The sequence below is a fragment of the Cohnella hashimotonis genome (assembly GCF_030014955.1).
GTDB classification, from domain to species: Bacteria; Bacillota; Bacilli; order Paenibacillales; family Paenibacillaceae; genus Cohnella; species Cohnella hashimotonis.
This window is the reverse complement of sequence record NZ_JAGRPV010000001.1, coordinates 3,869,953-3,891,016: the sequence shown is the minus strand read 5'-3', so window position 1 is coordinate 3,891,016 and position 21,064 is coordinate 3,869,953. Positions and strand designations below refer to the sequence as shown.

At 63.7% G+C, this 21,064-nt stretch carries 20 protein-coding genes; 19 read left to right on the top strand and 1 reads right to left on the bottom strand.

All coding sequences use genetic code 11. The features are described from left to right. The first annotated feature begins 17 nt into the window (after window positions 1–17). From dapF to spoVM, 17 genes are all read left to right on the top strand, one after another. On the top strand, window positions 18–848 hold the full coding sequence (dapF, locus tag KB449_RS15695) for a diaminopimelate epimerase (protein WP_282909277.1): 831 nt from the start codon (window positions 18–20) through the stop codon (window positions 846–848). Window positions 849–1,051: 203 nt separating this feature from the next. After that, entirely contained in the window at window positions 1,052–2,965 is a 1,914-nt protein-coding gene (locus KB449_RS15690; RefSeq protein ID WP_282909276.1) for a bifunctional homocysteine S-methyltransferase/methylenetetrahydrofolate reductase, read from the top strand. Window positions 2,966–3,132: 167 nt separating this feature from the next. Further along, the gene (gene remA, locus KB449_RS15685) at window positions 3,133–3,393 is read left to right on the top strand and encodes an extracellular matrix/biofilm regulator RemA (protein WP_027084220.1); all 261 of its coding nucleotides are present in this window, start codon (window positions 3,133–3,135) and stop codon (window positions 3,391–3,393) included. Between the two features lie 13 nt (window positions 3,394–3,406). Continuing rightward, a complete protein-coding gene (gene gmk / locus KB449_RS15680) occupies window positions 3,407–4,042 on the top strand; it encodes a guanylate kinase (protein ID WP_277567183.1) in 636 nt (211 codons plus the stop codon). Between the two features lie 4 nt (window positions 4,043–4,046). Continuing rightward, complete coding sequence (gene rpoZ / locus KB449_RS15675) at window positions 4,047–4,283, top strand: DNA-directed RNA polymerase subunit omega (protein ID WP_277567184.1); 237 nt, start codon at window positions 4,047–4,049, stop codon at window positions 4,281–4,283. Between the two features lie 63 nt (window positions 4,284–4,346). After that, the gene (gene coaBC / locus KB449_RS15670; protein ID WP_282909275.1) at window positions 4,347–5,609 is read left to right on the top strand and encodes a bifunctional phosphopantothenoylcysteine decarboxylase/phosphopantothenate--cysteine ligase CoaBC; all 1,263 of its coding nucleotides are present in this window, start codon (window positions 4,347–4,349) and stop codon (window positions 5,607–5,609) included. Continuing rightward, on the top strand, window positions 5,606–8,116 hold the full coding sequence (priA, locus tag KB449_RS15665) for a primosomal protein N' (RefSeq protein WP_282909274.1): 2,511 nt from the start codon (window positions 5,606–5,608) through the stop codon (window positions 8,114–8,116). Before coaBC ends, priA begins: the two co-directional genes overlap by 4 nt. A 55-nt stretch (window positions 8,117–8,171) precedes the next feature. Continuing rightward, complete coding sequence (gene def, locus KB449_RS15660; protein WP_217592356.1) at window positions 8,172–8,663, top strand: peptide deformylase; 492 nt, start codon at window positions 8,172–8,174, stop codon at window positions 8,661–8,663. Window positions 8,664–8,666: 3 nt separating this feature from the next. Beyond that, entirely contained in the window at window positions 8,667–9,626 is a 960-nt protein-coding gene (fmt, locus tag KB449_RS15655) for a methionyl-tRNA formyltransferase (RefSeq protein ID WP_282909273.1), read from the top strand. Window positions 9,627–10,283: 657 nt separating this feature from the next. Next, window positions 10,284–10,790, top strand: coding sequence for a hypothetical protein (locus tag KB449_RS15650; protein WP_282909272.1), 507 nt, complete (start codon window positions 10,284–10,286; stop codon window positions 10,788–10,790). Continuing rightward, window positions 10,742–12,073, top strand: coding sequence for a 16S rRNA (cytosine(967)-C(5))-methyltransferase RsmB (rsmB, locus tag KB449_RS15645; RefSeq protein ID WP_282909271.1), 1,332 nt, complete (start codon window positions 10,742–10,744; stop codon window positions 12,071–12,073). Before KB449_RS15650 ends, rsmB begins: the two co-directional genes overlap by 49 nt. A 146-nt stretch (window positions 12,074–12,219) precedes the next feature. Then, the gene (rlmN, locus tag KB449_RS15640; protein ID WP_282909270.1) at window positions 12,220–13,305 is read left to right on the top strand and encodes a dual-specificity RNA methyltransferase RlmN; all 1,086 of its coding nucleotides are present in this window, start codon (window positions 12,220–12,222) and stop codon (window positions 13,303–13,305) included. Window positions 13,306–13,310: 5 nt separating this feature from the next. Continuing rightward, window positions 13,311–14,078 (top strand): Stp1/IreP family PP2C-type Ser/Thr phosphatase, encoded by a 768-nt coding sequence (locus tag KB449_RS15635; protein WP_282912825.1) that lies wholly within the window; start codon window positions 13,311–13,313, stop codon window positions 14,076–14,078. Then, on the top strand, window positions 14,075–16,288 hold the full coding sequence (pknB, locus tag KB449_RS15630) for a Stk1 family PASTA domain-containing Ser/Thr kinase (RefSeq protein ID WP_282909269.1): 2,214 nt from the start codon (window positions 14,075–14,077) through the stop codon (window positions 16,286–16,288). Before KB449_RS15635 ends, pknB begins: the two co-directional genes overlap by 4 nt. Next, the gene (rsgA, locus tag KB449_RS15625; RefSeq protein WP_282909268.1) at window positions 16,285–17,232 is read left to right on the top strand and encodes a ribosome small subunit-dependent GTPase A; all 948 of its coding nucleotides are present in this window, start codon (window positions 16,285–16,287) and stop codon (window positions 17,230–17,232) included. Before pknB ends, rsgA begins: the two co-directional genes overlap by 4 nt. A 4-nt stretch (window positions 17,233–17,236) precedes the next feature. Beyond that, window positions 17,237–17,884, top strand: coding sequence for a ribulose-phosphate 3-epimerase (gene rpe, locus KB449_RS15620; RefSeq protein WP_282909267.1), 648 nt, complete (start codon window positions 17,237–17,239; stop codon window positions 17,882–17,884). A gap of 156 nt (window positions 17,885–18,040) precedes the next feature. After that, the gene (spoVM, locus tag KB449_RS15615) at window positions 18,041–18,121 is read left to right on the top strand and encodes a stage V sporulation protein SpoVM (RefSeq protein WP_040711006.1); all 81 of its coding nucleotides are present in this window, start codon (window positions 18,041–18,043) and stop codon (window positions 18,119–18,121) included. A gap of 279 nt (window positions 18,122–18,400) precedes the next feature. Here spoVM and rpmB read toward each other — a convergent pair whose 3' ends face one another. After that, window positions 18,401–18,589, bottom strand: coding sequence for a 50S ribosomal protein L28 (gene rpmB, locus KB449_RS15610; RefSeq protein WP_282909266.1), 189 nt, complete (start codon window positions 18,587–18,589; stop codon window positions 18,401–18,403). Between the two features lie 183 nt (window positions 18,590–18,772). Between rpmB and KB449_RS15605 the strand changes: the two genes are divergently transcribed. Both KB449_RS15605 and KB449_RS15600 read left to right on the top strand, forming a co-directional pair. After that, entirely contained in the window at window positions 18,773–19,132 is a 360-nt protein-coding gene (locus KB449_RS15605) for an Asp23/Gls24 family envelope stress response protein (RefSeq protein ID WP_090115427.1), read from the top strand. A gap of 107 nt (window positions 19,133–19,239) precedes the next feature. Continuing rightward, window positions 19,240–21,063 (top strand): DAK2 domain-containing protein, encoded by a 1,824-nt coding sequence (locus KB449_RS15600; RefSeq protein ID WP_282909265.1) that lies wholly within the window; start codon window positions 19,240–19,242, stop codon window positions 21,061–21,063. Window position 21,064 lies beyond the last annotated feature (1 nt).

The following is a 21,064-nucleotide window of genomic DNA, read 5'->3' as shown; positions in this document are numbered from 1 at the left end:
CAGGAGGGCTAACCCCTATGCAATTTACGAAAATGCACGGCCTCGGCAACGACTTCATCGTGGTGCACGGCGAAGCGTCGCTGCCCGCGGACGCGGCGGAGCACGCAGTCAAGCTTTGCAACCGGTACTTCGGCATCGGCGCAGACGGTCTGGTCTATATTCTGCCGTCCGAAAGCGCGGACTTCAAGATGCGCATCATCAATTCGGACGGCTCCGAGGCCGAACAGTGCGGCAACGCGATTCGCTGCGTCGCCAAGTACGTGTACGACAACCGTCTGATCGACCGCGAAGCGATCACGATCGAGACGCTGGGCGCCGGCGTGCAGCCCGTGCAGCTCGAAGTCGAGGGCGGCCTCGTCCGCCGCGTGCGCGTCGACATGGGCGAGCCGATCCTGAACGGCCTCGACGTGCCGACGACGATCGATGCCAATCCCGTCATCGGACAATCGGTCGAGATCGACGGACGCGAGTTCAAGTTCACCGCCGTCTCGATGGGCAATCCGCACGCCGTCATCTACGTGGACGACGCGGTCGGCTTCGACCTGGCCAAGTGGGGACCGAAGCTCGAGACGCATCCGCTGTTCCCGCGCAAGATCAACGTCGAATTCGCAAAGGTCAACTCGGCCGAGCAAGTCGACATGCGCGTCTGGGAACGCGGCGCGGGTCCGACGCTCGCCTGCGGCACCGGCGCCTGCGCGACGCTCGTCTCGTCCGTGCTGAACGGGCTGACCGGCCGCTCGGCGACGATCTCGCTGGCTGGGGGCGATCTGTTCATCGAGTGGAACGAGGGCAACAACCGCGTCTATATGACCGGTCCGGCCGAAGCAGTGTATACCGGCACGGTCTGACGGAGGCGCCGCGGCCTGGCTGCTGCCTGCATTCGCTTCGCGTTCCTCGGGAACCCGGACCTTGTCCGGGTTTTTCGCTGTTTTTAAAGGGATATTCAAGCTTCGAAGACGCGACTGCCATTTCCGCGCGGGAAGAAGTATGCTACATTAATAGAACGAATCTGCGCACGATCATTTATGACATAGATAGGATGGGAAGCCTCTTGAAACCGGATTTTCGCACAGCGCTGAGCCAGCGGCCGCTCGTCGGCGACGGGGCGATGGGAACCTACCTCTACCAGCTGGGATTCCCGATCGGCGTCGCGTTCGAAGAATATAACCTGATCAAGCCCGAGATGATCCTTGAGGTTCATCGCCGCTACGCGGCCGCAGGCGCGGAAGTTCTCGAGACCAATACGTTCGCCGCGCAGCATGGCAACCTGGTGCGGTTCGGTCTTGAAAAGCGTACCGCCGAGATTAATGCGGCGGGCGTCGCGCTCGCGCGGCAGGCAGGGGGAGACGCGGCTTACGTGCTCGGCGCGGTCGGCGCGATCCGGGCCGGCCAGCGCAAAAACGCGCGGACGGCGGAGATTACCCGCGACTACGAGGAGCAGATCGGCGCGCTCGTCGGCGCCGGCGCGGACGGCATTTTGCTCGAGACGTTTTTCGAGCTCGACGAGCTGATGCTGGCGCTGCGCATCGCGCGCAGGCTGGGCGATCTGCCGGTCGTTTGCCAGTTCGCCGTAGACGACCCGGCCGTGACGCGCGACGGCGTGCCGATGGGAGAGGCTTTGCGCCGGCTCAGGGACGAGGGAGCCGACGTGGTCGGCTTCAACTGCCGCAGCGGTCCGAACGGCATATTGCGCGCCGTTCAGAATATCCCGCTCGATCTCGGGCTGCCGCTTAGCGCCTTCCCCAACGCCGGCCTGCCGGACTACGAGGACGGCCGGGTCGTCTATTCCGCTTCCCCGGCCTACTTCGGCGAGAACGCCAGGGCGTTCGCGGACAACGGCGTCCGACTGTTCGGCGGCTGCTGCGGGACGACGCCCGAGCATATCGCGGAGATCGCCGCCGCCTTGCGCGGCTACGTGCCGTCATTGGCCGAATCGCTGCGGCCTGCGACCGCCGCACAAGTCGTCGTAACGCCGTCCCGGCAGCCGTCGGTATCGGCGGATGACGGCAGGGGCGAGCCGGCCAACATCGCCGAGCTCGCCCGCATGCGCCACACCGTCATCGTCGAGCTCGATCCGCCCAAGGATCTCGACATCGGCCGCTTCATGGACGGCGCCGCGGCGCTTCGGGACGCCGGCGCCGACGCGCTGACGATGGCGGACAATTCGCTGGCGGTCACGCGCATGAGCAACATGGCGCTCGGCGCGCTCGTACAGGAGCGGGTCGGCATCCGGCCGCTCGTGCACATCGCCTGCCGCGACCGCAACCTGATCGGCACGCAATCGCATATGATGGGCTTCGACGCGCTCGGCATCGACCATGTGCTGGCCGTGACCGGCGACCCTGCGAAGTTCGGGGACCTGCCCGGCTCGAGCTCGGTGTACGACCTGACATCGTTCGAGATCATCAAGATGATCAAGCAGTTGAACGAAGGCATTGCCTTCTCGGGCCGAGCGCTCAAGCAGAAGGCCAAGTTCGTCATCGGGGCTGCGTTCAACCCGAACGTCAAGCATCTCGACAAAGCGGTGCAGCGGCTCGAAAAGAAGGTGGCCGCCGGCGCGGACTACATCATGACGCAGCCGGTGTACGACGTCGGTCTGATCGAGCGGATCGCCGAGGGGACCAAGCATCTGGACGTGCCGATCTTCCTTGGCATTTTCCCGCTGGCGAACGGGCGAAATGCCGAATATTTGCACAACGAGGTTCCCGGCATCCAGTTGTCCGACGCCGTCCGCGAGCGGATGCGCGGTCTCGAGGGGGCGGAAGGAAAGGCCGAAGGGATCGCGGTCGCCAAGGAGCTGCTCGACGCGGCGATGAAGCATTTTAACGGTATCTATCTCATGACGCCGTTCCTTCATTATGAGATGACGGTCGAGCTGACGCGTTACGTCAAGGAGAAAAGCGGCGTTCATGCCGACAATTGCGGCTGCGCCTCTTGTCCGACCAACGATTATCAAGTAAAATGAATCAATATGGCCTGCCGCGAACCGGCGTTCTACATATGCCGCACGCGGACGGTGCCAAGCGTATTCCATCGATTGCGGTATGCGGAAGCGCGCGAGTGGCAACAATGGTGCCTATCCGGCATCATCCGGCCGCTGCCAGCAAGACATGGACCGGAGGGAATAGTGGCATGGCGATTAAGCTCATCAACATCGGATTCGGCAACATCGTATCGGCGAATCGGATCATCTCCATCGTGAGTCCCGAGTCCGCGCCGATCAAGCGGATCATTCAAGAAGCGCGCGACCGGCATATGCTGATCGACGCGACGTACGGCCGCCGCACGCGCGCCGTCATTATTACGGACAGCGATCACGTGATACTGTCCGCGGTCCAGCCGGAGACGGTGGCGCATCGCCTGTCCACCAAAGACGACGAACATGACGAATGAATCGGGGAAGTCCATGAACAGAGGTTTGCTGATCGTATTGTCCGGTCCGTCGGGCGTCGGCAAGGGCACGGTCTGTGCGGCGCTGCGCCGCAAGCTGCCGGACCTGACCTATTCCGTCTCCGCGACGACGCGGTCGCCGCGGGCGGGCGAGATCGACGGCGTCAATTATTTTTTCAAGACGCGCGAGCAATTCAAGGATATGATTGAACGCGACGCGCTGCTCGAGCATGCCGAGTACGTAGGCAACTATTACGGCACGCCGCGCGACTTCGTTGAGAAGACGCTGTCCGAGGGCAAGGACATCATTTTGGAGATCGAGGTTCAAGGCGCCGTCAAGGTGCGGGAGAAGTTTCCCGAGGGCGTTCTCGTCTTCCTGCTTCCGCCGTCGCTGCAGCAGCTGAAGGACCGGCTCACGGGGCGCGGCACGGAGACGCAGGCGACGATCGATCATCGGCTTTCCGTCGCGGTCGAAGAGATGAACCTGCTGGAGCATTACCATTACGCAGTGGTCAACGACGAGATCGACGCGGCTTGCCGCCGGATCGAGAGCATTATGATCGCCGAGCATTGCAAGCGCGAGCGCTTCCTGCACGAGCTGTTCGTCGAGCTTGAGGGCCTGCGCGAAAAGCAGAACATACCGGAGAGGTGATTAGATGCTGTACCCATCGATTGACGAGCTCGTCCGCAAGGTAGACAGCAAGTACACATTGGTCGTCGCGGCTTCCAAGCGCGCGCGGTCGCTGCGCGAGGGCCAGACCAGCAAGCTGCACGCGCCCAAGTCCCACAAGGTCGTAGGCGTCGCGCTCGAAGAGATTTTCAAGGACTACATTACGGTCGAAGCGATCTCCGAAGAAGAATTGGCCGCGGAACAGAACGAAGAAGAAGCATAAACGGCTGCAAACAACCCTTCGAGGTTGTTTTTTTTTCAGAATCGCGAGGGAGGGGCGCTCTAAATGAACCATTCGCTCTCAGGCAAAACCATCATACTCGGCATCACGGGCGGGATCGCGGCTTACAAGGCGGCCACGCTGTGCAGCCGGCTCGTCGGTCTAGGCGCGAACGTACGCGTTATCATGACCGAAGGGGCGACGAAGTTTATCGCGCCGCTGACGCTTCAGACGCTGTCGCGGCATCCGGTGGCGACTGACGTATTCGACGAACGGGATGCCGCCGTCGTGCAGCATATCGACTGGGCGGACGCGGCCGATCTGGTCGTGGTCGCCCCTGCGACAGCCAACAGCATCGCGAAGCTCGCGCACGGAATCGCCGACGACATGCTGAGCACGACGCTGCTGGCGACGACGGCGCCGGTCTTGATCGCGCCCGCGATGAACGTACACATGCTGGCGCATCCCGCCGTGCAGGACAATCTGGACACGCTTGCGCGCCGCGGGGTGCGGTTCGTCGAATCCGGCACCGGCCAGCTCGCCTGCGGTTATGTCGGGAAGGGCAGGCTGGCCGAACCCGACGAGATCGTACAGGTCGTGGTCGAGCTGCTCGCCGGTCCCAAGCCGCTTGCCGGGAAGCGGGTGCTCATCACGGCGGGCGGTACGATCGAGCGGCTGGATCCGGTCCGCTATATTACGAACGACTCGTCCGGCAAGATGGGCTTCGCGCTCGCCGAGGAGGCACGCGCGCTCGGCGCGGACGTGACCGTCGTCTGGGCGCGGACGGAGCTCGAGCCGCCGCCGGGCGCCGAGGTCGTGCGGGTCGAATCGGCGCAAGAGATGTACGACGCGGTCCTGGCGCGGCTTCCTGCAATGGATGTCGTCATCAAGGCGGCGGCGGTCGCGGACTATCGGCCGGTACAGCGCGAGAAGGTCAAGATGAAAAAAGGGCCGGATAAGCTGACGCTTGAACTCGTCCGCAATCCGGACATCCTGCAGGCGATCGGCGACTGGAAGCTCGAAGGCGGCGGCGCGGGCAAGGACAAGCCATATATTATCGGGTTTGCCGCGGAGACGGGCGACGTCGAACGCTACGCGCTGGACAAGCTGCGCCGCAAGCGCTGCGATTTGATCGCCGCCAACAACGTATCCGAGGCCGGCGCGGGATTCGGCACGGATACGAACATCTTGAGCCTGTACGGCGCCGAAGGCCTCGTCGAATCGCTGCCGCTCCAATCCAAGCGCGAGGCTGCCGGCCGCATCTGGCGGATCGCGCTCGCGCGCGCGCCGGGTCTTCGCGCCGGCGAAGACGGAGGCCCGCTGGCATGAGCGTCGCCAGAGTCAGCGTAGACGTGCCTACTCGCGACGCGGACCGGCCGTTCGACTACTTGGTGCCCGCGCATCTGGAAGGCTGGGTGGAGGTCGGCAGCCGGGTGGCGGTGCCCTTCGGCGGACGGACGCTCCAAGGGATCGTCCTCGAGCTGCCCGAGGATTCGGAGGTCGATCGCAGGCGGTTGAAGCCGATCGCCGACGTGCTCGACGCCGTTCCGCCTTTGTCGCCTGAGCTTGTGGAGCTGGGAATCTGGATGAGCGAGCGCTGGCTGTGCCCGCTCACCGTCGCGCTTCAGGCGATGCTGCCCGCCGCGCTGAAGGGCAGGACCGAGAAGTATATCTCCGCTGCGCCGAACGCGGAGTGGACCCCTCTGGACCGTTTCGAGCAGCCGGAGCTGCTGGAGGCGCTGGAGCGGCAGGGCACGCTGAAGCTGTCGCAGCTGCTCCAGCAGCATCCGGAGCGCGTAGCCGCCGTCAAGCGTTGGCTTAAGGAGGGCAAGCTGGAAGAGCGGCAGCAGGTAGAGGACCGCCTGTCGGTCAAAACCGTGCTGACGGTCGTTCCGCCGTCCGAGGCCGAGCTGCGCCGCGCGTTGCTCGAGCTTCCCGGCAGGGCGGCCAAGCAGCGCGACGTGCTCGCCTACTTGCTCGCGAATCACGAGCCGATCGCCCAGCAGGCGCTGGCCGAGGCGGCGGGTACGACGACGGCCGTCATCCGCAGCCTGACCGACAAAGGGCTGATCGAGCTCGAGTCGGTGACCGTGCAGCGCGATCCGTACGCCGGCCGCAGCTTCGAGCCGTCGGCCCCGCTTCCGCTGACGCCGGCGCAGCAGCAGGCGTTCGCCCCCATTGCCGACGCCGTGGACCGCGAGGCGCACCGGGTATTTCTGCTGCACGGGGTGACAGGCAGCGGCAAGACCGAGCTGTACCTGCAGTCGATCGAAAAGGCGCTTCGGCAGGGACGCGAAGCGATCGTGCTGGTACCCGAGATCGCGCTCACGCCGCAAATGGTGGAGCGGTTCAAGAGTCGCTTCGGCGCGCGGGTCGCCGTGCTGCACAGCCGTCTGTCGAGCGGCGAGCGGTACGACGAGTGGCGCAAGATCCGCGAGGGGAGAGCGACGGTGGCGGTAGGCGCGCGCTCCGCTATTTTTGCGCCCTTTTCCCGGCTCGGGCTCATCATCATCGACGAGGAGCACGAGACGACCTACAAGCAGGAAGAGAGTCCGAAGTATCACGCGCGCGATGTCGCGGTCCGGCGCGGGCAGCGGCACGGCGCGGCCGTCGTGCTCGGCTCGGCGACGCCGTCGCTCGAGACGTACGGCGCGGCGATCGAGATCGCGCCGGGCATCGGGGGACGCGGAGAGGAGGTCGTGCCCGTCTACGTGCCGCTGCCTCAGCGGGTCGCGGACCGTCCGCTGCCGCGCGTTAGCATCATCGACATGCGCGAGGAGCTGCGGCTCGGCAATCGCGCGATGTTCAGCCGGGCGCTCGCGGACGCGCTGCGCGAGCGGCTAGCGCGCGGCGAGCAGACGGTGCTGCTGCTCAACCGCCGCGGCTACGCGACGTTCGTCATGTGCCGCTCCTGCGGGTACACGGCTTCTTGTCCGCACTGCGACATCGCGCTGACCTATCACCGGGGCTCGCGCAATTTGCGCTGCCACTATTGCGGCTATTCCGAGCGGGAACCGGAAGCTTGTCCTTCATGCGCAAGCCCGCACATCCGTTTTTTCGGAACAGGCACGCAAAAGGTGGAGGAGGCGCTCGCCTCGACGTTTCCCGGCATCCGCGTCATTCGCATGGACGTCGATACGACGACGGAAAAGGGATCGCACGAGCGCTGGCTGACGGAGTTCCGCGAGCGCCGGGCGGACGTGCTGCTCGGCACGCAAATGGTCGCAAAGGGGCTCGATTTTCCGTACGTGACGCTGGTCGGCGTGCTCGCCGCGGACGCCGCGCTGCGGCTGCCGGACTTCCGGGCGGCGGAGCGAACGTTCCAGCTGCTCACGCAGGTGGCGGGCCGCGCCGGCAGGCACGAGCTTCCCGGGGAGGTCATCGTCCAGACGTACGAGCCCGAGCACGCGTCGATCGCGTCCGTCGAGCGGCACGATTACCGCGGTTTCTCGCACCAGGAGCTCCGGCATCGCCGCGCGCTCGGCTATCCGCCTTACGGGCGGCTGCTCACGCTTACGCTGACGCACGAGCAGGTGCCGCTGCTGCTGTCCATGGGGCAGACGTTCGCCGCCAGGATGCGGGAGCGCGCGGCCGCCGCCGGCGCAAAGGCGGACGGCAGGCCCGGTCCGGACGGGATCGCCGTCGAGGTGCTCGGACCTGTTCCGTCGCCGATCGCGCGGCTCAAGGATCGCTACCGTTTTCAATGTATGATAAAATATCAGGGAAATCCCGACGTGCCCGGCTGGACAGCCGAGGTTTTGAAGGAACTTCAGGAGGGCGCGAAGCGCCATGGCGTGCAGCTCGGGGTGGACGTTGACCCGCAGATGATGCTTTAAGCACGCATGTTTATCGGCATTTTACATTAGATATAGACTGAAAGGTGGGGATGGCGTGGCGATTCGATTGATCGTGAAGCATCCTGATGACGTGCTGCGCGAGAGAGCGCAGGAAGTAACGAAGTTCAACGCCAATCTGCACAAGCTGCTCGACGATATGGCCGACACGATGTACGATGCCGACGGCGTCGGTCTGGCGGCGCCGCAGGTAGGCGTCTCCAAGCGCGTGATCGTGGTCGACGCGGACGAGGAGCACGGCCTGATCGAACTGGTTAATCCGGAGGTCGTCTCCTCCGAGGGCGAGCAATTCGGACCGGAAGGCTGCCTCAGCATCCCGGGGCTCCAAGGCGACGTGCGCCGTCCGCTCAAGGTGAAGGTCAAAGGGCAGGACCGCAACGGTAATCCGGTGGAGTTCGAAGGCACGGAGCTGCTCGCAAGAGCGTTTCTGCACGAAATCGACCACTTGAACGGCGTTCTGTTCATCGACCTAGCCGAATCGATCTACGAGCGCCGCGCGCCTGAGCCGGCAGAAGAGGGCGAGGCGTAAGGCATGACCCGAATCGTATTCATGGGAACGCCGGACTTCGCCGTACCTTCCCTGCGCCTGTTGCTAGAGCGTGAGGACGTCCGCGTGGTCGCGGTCGTCTCCCAGCCGGACCGGCCCAAGGGGCGCAAGCGGGAGCTGACTCCCCCGCCGGTCAAGGCGTTTGCGCTTGAGCGCGGCCTGCCGGTGCTGCAGCCGGAGCGGATGCGCGCGCCGGAAGCGGTCGAGGCCGTGCGCGAGCTGGCGCCGGATCTGATCGTGACGGCGGCCTATGGGCAAATTCTGCCCAAGTCGCTGCTCGACATTCCGCGTCTCGGCTGCGTGAACGTGCACGGCTCGCTGCTGCCTCGCTACCGCGGCGGGGCGCCGATCCAGCGCTCGGTCATCGACGGGGAAAAGTCGACGGGCGTCACGCTGATGTTCATGGCCGAAGGCCTCGACACGGGCGATATGATCGCCCGCGTCGAGCTGCCGATCACCGATGCCGACACGTCGGGCACGATGTTCGACAAGCTCAGCGTGGCCGGGGCCGAGCTGCTCGGCGAGTGGCTGCCGCGGCTCATCGCCGGCGACGCGCCCCGCGAGCCGCAGGACGACGCGCTGTCGACCTATGCGCCGAACCTGACGCGCGACGACGAACGGCTCGACTTCGGCGCTACGTCGCGGCAGCTGTTCGACCGCGTGCGGGGCTTGTCTCCGATGGCGGGCGCATTCACGATGCTCGGCGGCGAGGTGTTCAAAGTTTGGGGCATCGCCGTGCCTTCGGAGGCGGACGCGAAGCTTGCGGCGGACTGGAAGGCGGCTGCGCCCGGCACGGTGCTTGACAGCGGTGCCTTCGGCATCCGCGTGCGCTCCGGCGACGGCAGCGTCGTGCTGACGGAGGTGCAGCCGGCTGGCAAGAAGCGGCTGTCCGCCGCGGACTACGCCAGAGGGGCCAGGCTGGCCCCGGGAACGACGCTCGGTTAACCGGGCGTCGTTTTTTTATGGCTTGGGCAGTCGCACGGTCGGATAAAAGTCCCGTCACGGAAAGATCGCCGACTGCTTAAGCCGGTCGAGAAGTCTTAATTGAAAACAAATCCGTCTGGGCGGATACCCGCCTTGCCTCGGAGGTCTCAGTCAGAAACAAATCGGCCTGATTGCTGCCTGCCCTGGCTGCAGAAGTCCCGGTTAGAAACAAGTTGGCCTGAGCGGATGCACGCCTTGCCGCGGAGTACGGCGACTTTCCGCCTCACGATGTAAACTGCTATTCATTGTCTCCCTAATCGAACCAGCAGACGGTTCCCACCGCGCGGTTCCCGCTACTCTCGCTCTCTTCCCGATAGGCGCTTTTTTTCTCATGCCGTCTCATAACTGCAATAAAGTGGTTATTCATATGAACCTTTGCGCACTTTGTGCTATATTTGAATGCATGAAATGAGAGCGGCGCGAGCGGGCATGCTAGAAATAGGCAGAAATGCGCGTCGTCGGCTCGTTTGAGCTCCCGGGGAGCAGATCAAAGAGGTGTTATAATGAGTCAACCTATAAATCCGGATCGATCCCAAAAGTCGACGGCACCAAGCCGGGAAAACGGCAAACCGTCGGGCGTGCGGGGAGAGAGAGAGGGAGCGTCCTATCGCGGCGGCAATGTCCATTCGCAGGGAGCGGCCGCTCATGGGCGACGCGGTTCAAAATCGAGGCAAGCTGCTTCCAATCAGAACCGCGACCAACGATCAGCGTCCGGTCCCGTCCAGTCATCCGCGCAGAACCGCGGCCAACGACCGGCGCCCGGTCCCGGCCAGGCAACCAAGCAAAATCGAGGCCAACGACCAGTGCCAAGTGCCGGTCAAGCATCTGCGCAGCGGCCCGATCAACAGCCAGTATCGGCGCAAAGGTCCGAGCCCGCGCAACGGCCGTCTGCCCAACAACCTAAAACCGCCCAACGGACGACGTCTTCCCAACGTCCCGCGTACGCGCAGCGTCCCGGTTCACGTTCCGGCCAACGACCCGGCCAGCAGCCGGGCCGGCTCCCTCCCGCTGCCGCCAAACCTTCAAACCCGCCCGCGGCGCGCAAGCCGCAGACGGCGCGCGAGGTCGCGCTTCGCGTGCTGCTGCGCGTCGAAGAGCAGGGCGCCTTCAGCGGCCTGGAGCTGAACCGCGTGCTGACCGATGCCGGACTGTCCCGCCCTGACGCGGGGCTCGCGACCGAACTCGTCTACGGCACGATCCAGCGCCGGCTGACGATCGATCATGTGCTGGCGGCGCGCGTCAAGGGCTGGCCGAACAAGGTCGAGCCATGGGTCCGCTGCTTGCTGCGCCTCAGCTATTACCAGCTTCGCTGGCTCGACCGCGTACCGGCGCACGCGGTCACCGACGAAGCGGTGCGCATCGCGAAGAAACGCGGCCACGGCGGCATCGCCGGCCTCGTGAACGGCACGCTGCGCGCCCTGCTGCGCGAAGGCGTGGCGCCGTCTCTGCCGGCGGAGCTCCCCGCCGCCGAGCGGCTCTCGCTCGCCCACAGCTATCCGCTGTGGCTGGCCGAGCGATGGATCGCCGCCTACGGCGAAGCCGGCACCGAGGCGCTTATGGCGGCGGGCAACGAGCCGCCGCACATGTCCGTGCGCGCGAACCGGCTGCGCGGCACGCGCGACGCGCTGCTCGCGGAGCTCACCGGCGCGGGCATCTACGCCGAGCCGTCGAAGCTGTCGCCCGACGGCATCGTGGCGGCGCGCGCCGGCAGCCTGGCGCAGACGCCGTGGTATACGTCCGGCCGCCTGTCGGTGCAGGACGAGAGCTCGATGCTCGTGGCCGCCGTCTGCGATCCGCAGCCCGGCATGAACGTGCTGGACTGCTGCGCCGCGCCCGGCGGCAAGGCCGCCCACCTGGCCGAGCGGATGGCAGGCGAAGGACGGGTTACCGCCAACGACGTGCATCCGCACAAGGAAGCGCTCATCCGGGAACAGGCGGACCGGCTTGGCCTGCCGAACGTCGTTACCACCGTATCGGACGCGCTGTCGCTGCCCGAGCGTCTCGCGCCGGGTTCGATGGACGTCGTGCTGCTCGACGCGCCTTGCTCCGGCCTCGGCGTCATCCGCCGCAAGCCGGAGATTAAATGGAACAAGACGGAGGAAGACGTGGCGAGTCTCGCGTCGCTGCAGCGCCGGCTGCTCGAATCGGCTTCGCGGATGGTGAAGCCGGGCGGCAGACTCGTATACAGTACCTGCACGATTGCGCCGGAGGAAAACGAAGAGGCGGTAAGCGATTTTCTGACGACCCATCCCCACTTCAAGCTCGATCCCGGCTGGCCGGAAGAGACGCTCGCGCCGCTCCGCGATGCCGGCATCGCAGGCGGCGACTTTCCGGGCATGGCGCAGCTGTTGCCCCAGCACTTCGGCAGCGACGGATTTTTCATCGCGCGGCTCGTCCGGGCGGATTGACGGACGGCGCGTTACGCGAGGAAGGAGCGGCGCACGAGCCCGGCGCAGCGTTCATTCGAGCATTTCTCCTTCAAGCGGACAATGAGCCGCCTTCTACTGCGAAGGCGGCGTTTATGGTAAAATAGAGCGAATGGTGGTGACTATCCTTGATTGGATTAAAAAATAAAGATTACGTTCCCGCTGACGGGAAGCCTTTTATTTACGACTATACGCTGGATCAGCTCCAGGACTGGGTGAAGTCCGCGGGAGAGCCGGCTTTTCGCGCAGGCCAGATTTACGACTGGTTGTACGTGAAGCGGGTGAGCACGTTCGAGGACATGACGAACCTGCCGAAGGCGCTGCGCGAGAAGCTCGCGGACGCCTTCAACTTCGTCACGCTGACCGAGATCACGAAGCTTCAATCGAAGGACGGAACGGTCAAATTTTTGTTCGGCCTGGCCGACAACCATGCGATCGAGACGGTTATCATGCGGCACAACTACGGCAACAGCGTCTGCGTGACGACGCAGGTCGGCTGCCGGATCGGCTGCACGTTCTGCGCTTCGACGCTTGGCGGGCTGAAGCGCAACCTGACGGCGGGCGAGATTATCGCGCAGGTCGTCAAGGCGCAGCAGCTGCTGGATCCGGAGGGCGAGCGCGTATCGAGCATCGTCATTATGGGTTCGGGCGAGCCGTTCGAGAATTACGAGCCGACGATGACGTTCCTGCGGACGATGACCCATCCCAAGGGGCTCAATATCGGACAGCGCCATATCACCGTTTCGACGAGCGGCATCGTACCGAACATTTTGAAGTTCGCGGACGAGAACACGCAGATCAACCTGGCGATCTCGATCCACGCGCCGAACGACGAGCTGCGCTCGAAGCTCATGCCGGTTAACAGACGGTATCCGTTCGAGGAAGTGATGAACGCCTGCAAATATTATATTGAGAAAACGGGGCGCCGCATCACGTTCGAGTACGCGCTCATCGGCAGCGTCAACGACCGTCCCGAGCATGCGGAGCAGCTGGCCGATGTGCTGCAGGGCATGCTGTGCCACGTCAACCTGATTCCCGTCAACTACGTTCCCGAGCGGGATTACGTCCGCACGCCGCGCGACGATATTTTCGAATTCCATCGCATCCTCGAGCGCAGGAATATCAATGCGACCATCCGCAGGGAGCAAGGGCACGATATCGCGGCGGCATGCGGCCAGCTGCGAGCCAAGCACATGGAGAAGCAGGCGAGGTGACGGGTTTGAAGACGGCTGTGCGCAGTCATATCGGACGAGTCAGGCAACTGAACGAAGACAGAGCTTGGGTCGGCACGACGCCGGGCGGCCTGACGGCCGCCGCTGTGGCGGACGGCATGGGCGGACACAATGCAGGCGACGTCGCCAGCACGCTGGCGGTCGACAGCCTGTCGAAGTCGCTGTCCGCATGGGAGGGTGTACTCTCGGCTTTCGAAGCGGAAGAAAAGCTCAAGGCCATCGTCCTTGCGGCGAACGCCGCGGTGTTCGAAGCCGCTTCTACGCATCCCCAATATCATAACATGGGCACGACCGTCGTCGTTGCCCTTCTTGACGAGCAGGAGGGTCTGATCGGCCATATCGGCGACAGCCGCGCCTATCGTGTCCGAGGCGGAGCCATCGAGCAGCTGACGGACGACCATACCCTCGTCAACGAGCTCACCCGTTCGGGTCAGCTCAGCCGGGAGGAGGCGGCGAACCACCCCCGGCGCAACGTACTTACGCGCGCGCTCGGCACCGATGCGGATGTGTCGGTCGATCTGCAGCGGATCGACATGCTGCCCGGCGACCGTCTGTTGATCTGCAGCGACGGTTTAAGCGCGCTGGTAGACAAAGCCCTTATACTCGATACGATGAATACCGAAGGCGTCACCCTGGATCAACGCGCCGACCGTCTGATCGCGCTGGCGCTCACCGCCGGCGGCGACGACAACGTGACGGTCGCCTTGATCGAATACGAGGCGGGTACCGGGACGCGGGATGGAGGAACATCATGACTGCGATCGGACATTTGTTGGGCGGCAGGTACGAGCTGCTCAGCCGCGTGGGCGGCGGAGGCATGGCGCTCGTATACAAGGCCCGCGACATTTTGCTGAACCGGTTCGTCGCGGTCAAGGTGCTCCGGCAGCAGTTCATGCACGACGACGAGTTCGTGCGCCGCTTCCGGCGCGAAGCCCAGTCGGCCGCCGCGCTCTCCCACCCGAATATCGTAAGTATCTACGACGTGGGCCAGGAAGAAGACACTCATTATATCGTCATGGAATATATCGACGGCGCGAACCTGAACGAGATTATCCGCGAACGGGCGCCACTGGCGGTAAACGAATCCGTTCGCATCGCCTCGCAAATTTGCGACGCGCTCGACCACGCGCACCAGAGCCAGATCATTCACCGCGACATCAAGCCGCACAACATCCTGATCGGCACGAACGGCCGGGTGAAGGTGACGGACTTCGGCATCGCGCGCGCCGCCACGTCGTCGACGATTACGCAGACCGGATCCGTCGTCGGCTCGGTCCATTATTTTTCCCCGGAGCATGCCAAAGGCGTGGCCACCGGAGAGAAGTCGGACATTTATTCGCTTGGCATCGTGCTGTACCAGATGCTTACGGGACGGCTCCCTTTCCTCGGGGAGAGTCCGATCAGCGTAGCGCTGAAGCATCTGCAGGAGCCGTTCGAGGATCCGCGTCTCGTCAATCCGTCGATCCCGCAGAGCGTGGAAAACGTCATTTTGCGCGCGATGCGCAAAAATCCGCTCGAACGGTATGCCTCGGCGCAGGATATGCTCGACGATCTGGCAACCTGCCTGCAGCCTCAGCGGCTGAACGAGCCCAAGGTTCGCTTCCCGAGCGATGCCGACGAGGAGGAGCAGACGCGCGTCATTCCGGCGATCCGTCCGGAGATGCGCTCTTCCGGCGAGGAGACGCTCGCCGGCAAAGGCTCCAGAAAAAACGGGCCCCCCGAAGAAAGGCAGACGCGCGAAGGCGCCGCCGAAAAGCGCAAGCGCAAAAAATGGGTGCTGCCCGTCATATTTGGCGTCATCGCCGCCATTTTGATCGCCATTCTCATTTGGGCCATTTTCGCGCTGAAAGGACAGCTGGTGTCCCCGGACGTACAGGTGCCGACTGTCGTGAACAAGACGCTCGAGGTTGCAACTGCGGAGCTGGAAAAGGCAGGCCTTAAGGTCGCGGATCCGGTCCTCTACGAGCAGAGCGAGACGGTAGACAAGGATCTCGTCATCAGGCAGAGCAAACAAGACATGCCGGTCAAGAGCGGGTCGCTCATTACGTTGACGGTGAGCCTGGGCAAGGAATTGCCGACGCTCGACGATTATACGGGCAAACTGTACGAAGACGCCGTCGAGGCGCTGCAGGCCCAAGGGGCGAAGAACGTCGATAAAGTCGAGAAATTCAACGATGAGGCGCCTGCAGGCACGGTTCTCAGTCAGTCGCCGGCTCCCGGCGGCACGTACGATCCGGAAAAGGATACGATTACGCTGAACGTCAGCAAGGGCCCCGAATCGTTCCCGATGCCGAATCTGATCGGCATGTCGCTGTCGGAGGCGCGGGCGGAGCTGACCAAGAGCAATCTGTCGCTGCCGAATGACAAGGTGCTGCAGGAGCCGAGCTACACGACCAAAGGCAAAGTGTTCAAGCAGTTCCCCGCAGAGCAGAACGAACTGGTGACGCCGGGGACGGAAGTCACGATCTGGATCAGCAGCGGATACCCGGCGGACGCCAAGGAGAAAACCTGGAACGTAACCGTATCGCCCGCGGTCGAGGGGCAGACGAGCACGGTCAAGATTTTGCTGACGGATGCCCGCGGCGATAGCGAGTGGGGCACGAAGAAGATCAAGACGACGCAGACGTTCCCGATCAAGCTTGTCGTGTCGCCGGACAAGGAAGGCCAGATCACGGTATACCGCGACGATCAGTTCCTGGATCGAATCCGGGTTCCGTACGCGGACGTAGAACAGACGCCGGACCCTACGCCGACGCCGCCGGAGGAGACGCCGACGCCGCCGGTCGATACGCCGGCCGACGGGACGATCGAACAACCGACGAACGACGGATCGAATCCTCCGGGAGACGATCCCGGCAACGAGAATACGTCCGTAGGCGCGGCTAACGGCAAAGCGAACGGCAAAGGCCCAGAGAAGGATAAGGGCAATGGCGAGGACAATGGCAAAGGACGCGCTAACCCATGAAAAAAAAGGGCAACGACGCAGCGCGTCCGACCGTAAACGAGCGCGAGGGCATCATCGTCAAGGCGCTAAGCGGCTATTATTATGTAAGCGACGAGCAGCGCGATATGACGATCCAGTGCAGGGCTCGCGGCATTTTCAAAAAACGGGGCGAATCTCCGCTCGTCGGGGACAGGGTCGTGTACGAGGAGACGGAAAACGGAGAAGGCGCGGTCAATGGCATTTTGCCTAGATCCTCGTCGCTGATCCGGCCTCCCGTCGCCAATGCCGACCAGGCCGTGCTCGTGTTTTCCGTGATTCGGCCGGAGCTCAACCTGCAACTGCTCGACAAGTTCCTCGTGCATATCGAGCATGCGGGAATGGACGCGCTCATCGTGCTGACCAAGCTCGACGCGGCCGAGCGGTCCGAGGAAGCGGGAAGAATCGGACGGGATATCGACGACGCGGTGGCGCTGTACGAGGGTATCGGATACCGGGTCCTCGCCGTCAGCGCGCGCCAGGGCACCGGCCTCGAGGAACTGCGCGGCCTGCTGGCCGGCCATGTCAACGTATTCGCGGGCCAATCGGGCGTCGGCAAATCTTCGCTTCTCAATGCGCTCGTGCCGGGGTTGACGATGGAAACGAACGAGATCAGCGAAAAGCTCGGCCGCGGCAAGCACACGACGCGTCACGTAGAGCTCGTCGAGCTGCCGAGCGGGGGATTCGTGGCGGATACGCCGGGATTCAGCCAGCTGGATTTTCAGGAGCTCGGGATCGACGAGATTGGCTCGTGTTTCCGCGAGTTTAGGGAGCTGGCGCAGGGCTGCAAGTTCAGGGGCTGCACGCACATTCACGAACCCGGCTGCGCCGTGCTGGCCGAGCTGGAGCGCGGTGGCATCGCGGAGAGCCGCTACCGACACTACAAGGAATTCATGACCGAATGGAAAGAAAAAGCGCGGAGGTACTAGCACAATGGCAATTATCGCACCATCGATCCTGTCGGCCGACTTCGCTCGGCTCGGGGAGGAGGTTCGCGTTGCGGAAGCCGCCGGCGCGGACTGGATTCACATCGATATTATGGACGGGCAGTACGTCCCGAATCTGACCTTCGGACCGCCCGTGGTCGCGGCGATCCGTTCCTATACGGCATTGACCTTCGACGCGCACCTTATGGTCGAGACGCCGGACCGGCTGCTCGCGGACGTCGCGGCGGCCGGCGCGGACCGGATTACGGTGCATGCCGAAGCGAGCACGCATTTGCACCGGACCGTACACGCGATTCGCGAGCTCGGGAAGGGAGCGGGCGTCGCGCTCAACCCGCATACGCCGCTGTCCGTGCTCGACTACGTGCTCGACGACGTCGACCTCGTCCTCATCATGACGGTCAACCCGGGTTTCGGCGGGCAATCCTTCATTTCCGGGATGCTGTCCAAGATCCGGCAGCTTCGCCAGTCGCTCGTCGCGCGCGGCCGGGGCGACGTTCACATCCAGGTGGACGGCGGCATCAATGCCGAGACTTCCAAGCTTGTGCGCGAAGCGGGCGCGGACGTGCTCGTTGCCGGCAATTACGTGTTCGGCCACGCGGATCGCGCCGCTGCCATCGCTTCGCTAAGGGACTGACCTCGGTCGGTCCCTTTCAATTTGCCCCAAGGAATAGGACAACTCCGCGCGCGCATACACATTTATCAACAGCGCGCGCCCCCGGGCGCTGCGCCGCCCCATGCAAGGCCCGTAGGGCCGCGGGCAACGCATCGGACCGGAGGAGGGGTGGGAACGATGAAGTTTTACACCATCAAGCTGCCGAAGTTCTTGGGCGGATTCGTCAAAGCGATCCTGAATACGTTTCAGAAAAGCTGATGCCTCCCGGGTGATGGATCCCGCGGCCTTGCAAGGCTCGTGTACCCGTCCCCGGAACGGGCAGCCCCGCCATGAGCGGGCGATCCGGGACGCCTCGCCGCGCCCAGCGCCGGCTAGGGCCCGACGGCCCGGGCGAATGCCGCGCCGCGGGACGTTTCATAATCGAACATTGACGCGAGCTCACTCGCATGCGGATATGGCGCGGCAAAACAAAAAGCACCTGGATGTCCAGGTGCTTTTGCCATGGGCTGTCGTCCGCCAAAGCGAACGGGCAGTTAATTATACACGAACGACTTTGCCGGACTTCAGGGCGCGAGTGCTGACGTAAACGCGCTTCGGCTTGCCGTTCACCAAAATGCGAACCTTCTGCACGTTGACGCCCCAAGAGCGTTTGTTATGATTGTTGGCGTGGGAAACGTTGTTGCCGGCACCCGGCTTCTTCCCCGTGATATAACATTTGCGAGCCATGTAAATCCACCTCCCTGACCAGACCTTACACACACTTTTCCTATCATAACACAGGCCTAGTCGGCTTGCAATGTCATCGGCTGACTTCAAACCGATTCTTTTTTATAGTACAATGGGAAAAGGTTCACCCATGAAGCCGTCTATGCGGACGGCGTTCGAGAACCGCCAAAGGAGCGTGTGGCCATGCCTATGCAGCTATCGACGGAAAACGGCAAAATCGACGTGGCCGATCAGGTCATCGCCGTCATCGCGGGTTCGGCGGCGCTCGACTGCTACGGCCTCGTCGGTATGGCCTCCAGGAAGCAATTAAAGGACGGGATCGCCGAGCTGCTCGGCCGCGAGAATCTCGCGCGGGGCGTCGAAGTGCGCCGCGAAGGGGAAGAGCTCCATCTGGATCTGTACGTGATCGTCAGCTACGGCACGAAGATCTCGGAGGTCGCCCACAACATCCAATCCAAAGTAAAGTACGTGCTGGAGGAAGTCGTCGGGATTGCCGTGGACCGTCTGAACATTTTCGTTCAGGGCGTGCGCGTCATTCGCTAGGCGAAGACCGGATCGTAACCACTTGCGCGATTATCCGATCTCACCTTGGCTTGCCGGGCTCTCCTGCCGGAGAGGCCGGCGTCGCGCCTTCGAAAAGGGGAATTTTATTGACTACGAAGCTTTTAAACGGAACCGACTGGGCCGCCATGGTACTGACCGGCGCGGAGCGACTCTCGCAGCAGGCGGAGCTGATCAACGCGCTTAACGTATTCCCCGTCCCGGACGGCGATACGGGTACCAATATGAACTTGACGATGACGGCCGGCGTGGCCGAATTGAAAAATAAACCTTCGCCCGAGATCGGCCGCGCTGCGGAAGTGCTGTCGAAAGGGCTTCTGATGGGCGCGCGCGGCAACTCGGGCGTTATTTTGTCGCAGCTGTTCCGCGGGTTCGCCCGCGCGGTCGCCGGCCAGCGGGAGATCACCGTGCCGTTGTTCGCAGCTGCCTTAAGGCAAGGAGTTGATACCGCTTACAAGGCGGTGGTCAAGCCCGTCGAGGGCACCATTCTGACCGTCGCGCGCGAAGCGGCGAGGCACGGCGAATCGATCGCAAGGCGCACCGAGGATATCGCCGAGTGGATGGGCGAAGTGCTCGACAAGGCGGCCGAGACGCTGGCCCGCACGCCCGATATGCTGCCGGTGCTTAAGCAGGTGGGCGTCGTCGATTCCGGCGGACAGGGGCTTGTGTGCATTTACGAAGGCTTCGTGCAGTACCTGAACGCGCAGCGGCAAGGCGCCGGAGCGGCCCCGTACGCGGGAGGGTGGACGTCATACGCGCCGGTTGCCTCCGCCTCGTCATCGCCCTTGCCGGTGCAAGTTGCGGCCGCGGCCCAAGCGTCGTCGGCCCAGTCGAGGATTGCGACCGAGTCCATCCAATTTCCGTACGATATGGAGTTTTTCATTCGCCTGCAGGGACGTACCGCGTTTTCCGAGGCTTCCTTCCGCAGGGCGCTCGAGCGGGACGGAGATTCGATCATCCTGATCGCGGACGGCGATATCGTCAAGGTTCACGTGCACTCCCGCCGACCGGGCGACGTGCTCAATGCGGCGGTCGCGTACGGCGAGCTGACGAATTTTCATATTTTGAACATGCGCGACCAGCATCGCGAGCTGCTGCATCCTTCTGCCGGCGCGGAAGCGGCGGGCGACTCGTCAGATCCGATGGGGCTCGAGGCGGCGTCGGGCATTCCCGATATGCCGGAGCTGAGAGCGGCGGAGGCGGCTTCGCAGGCGATCGAGCCGGCGCATCCGGTCGCCTTCGAGATGGCCGATTACGGCGTCGTCGCCGTCAGCGTCGGCGCGGGCAACGACGAGCTGTTCCGCAGCCTCGGCGTGGACGCGATCATCTCGGGCGGACAGAGCATGAATCCGAGCACGGAGGACCTCGTGCAGGCAATCTCTTCGCTCGCGGCGGACCATATCTTCGTCCTCCCGAACAATTCGAATATCCTGATGGCCGCGAAGCAGGCGCAGGAGCTGGCGGACCGGCCCGTCACGGTCGTGCCGACGCGCAGCATCCCGCAGGGACTGGCCGCGATGCTCGCGTTCCAGGAGGAGCAGCCGGCATCCGTCAACGAAGATCGCATGCTGCGGGCGATCGACCGCGTGCTGACCGGCTCGGTCACCCGAGCCGTCCGGGATACCGTTATGGACGGCATCGACATTCGCGGCGGCGCGTATATCGGCATTTTGGACAAACAGATCGTCGCTTCGGAGGAGACGGTGTTGGCCGCGACCCAAAGCCTGCTGGAGCGGATGCTCGAGAGCGGCGACGAGACGGTCATGCTGCTGTCGGGAGAAGGCGCCGAGGAAGGCGATACCGCCGGGCTCGTGGCCTGGCTCGCCGAGGCTTATCCGGATGCGGAAGTGGAACGGCATGAGGGCGGACAGCATTTGTATCCGTACCTGATTTTGGTGGAAAAGTCGGATTAGA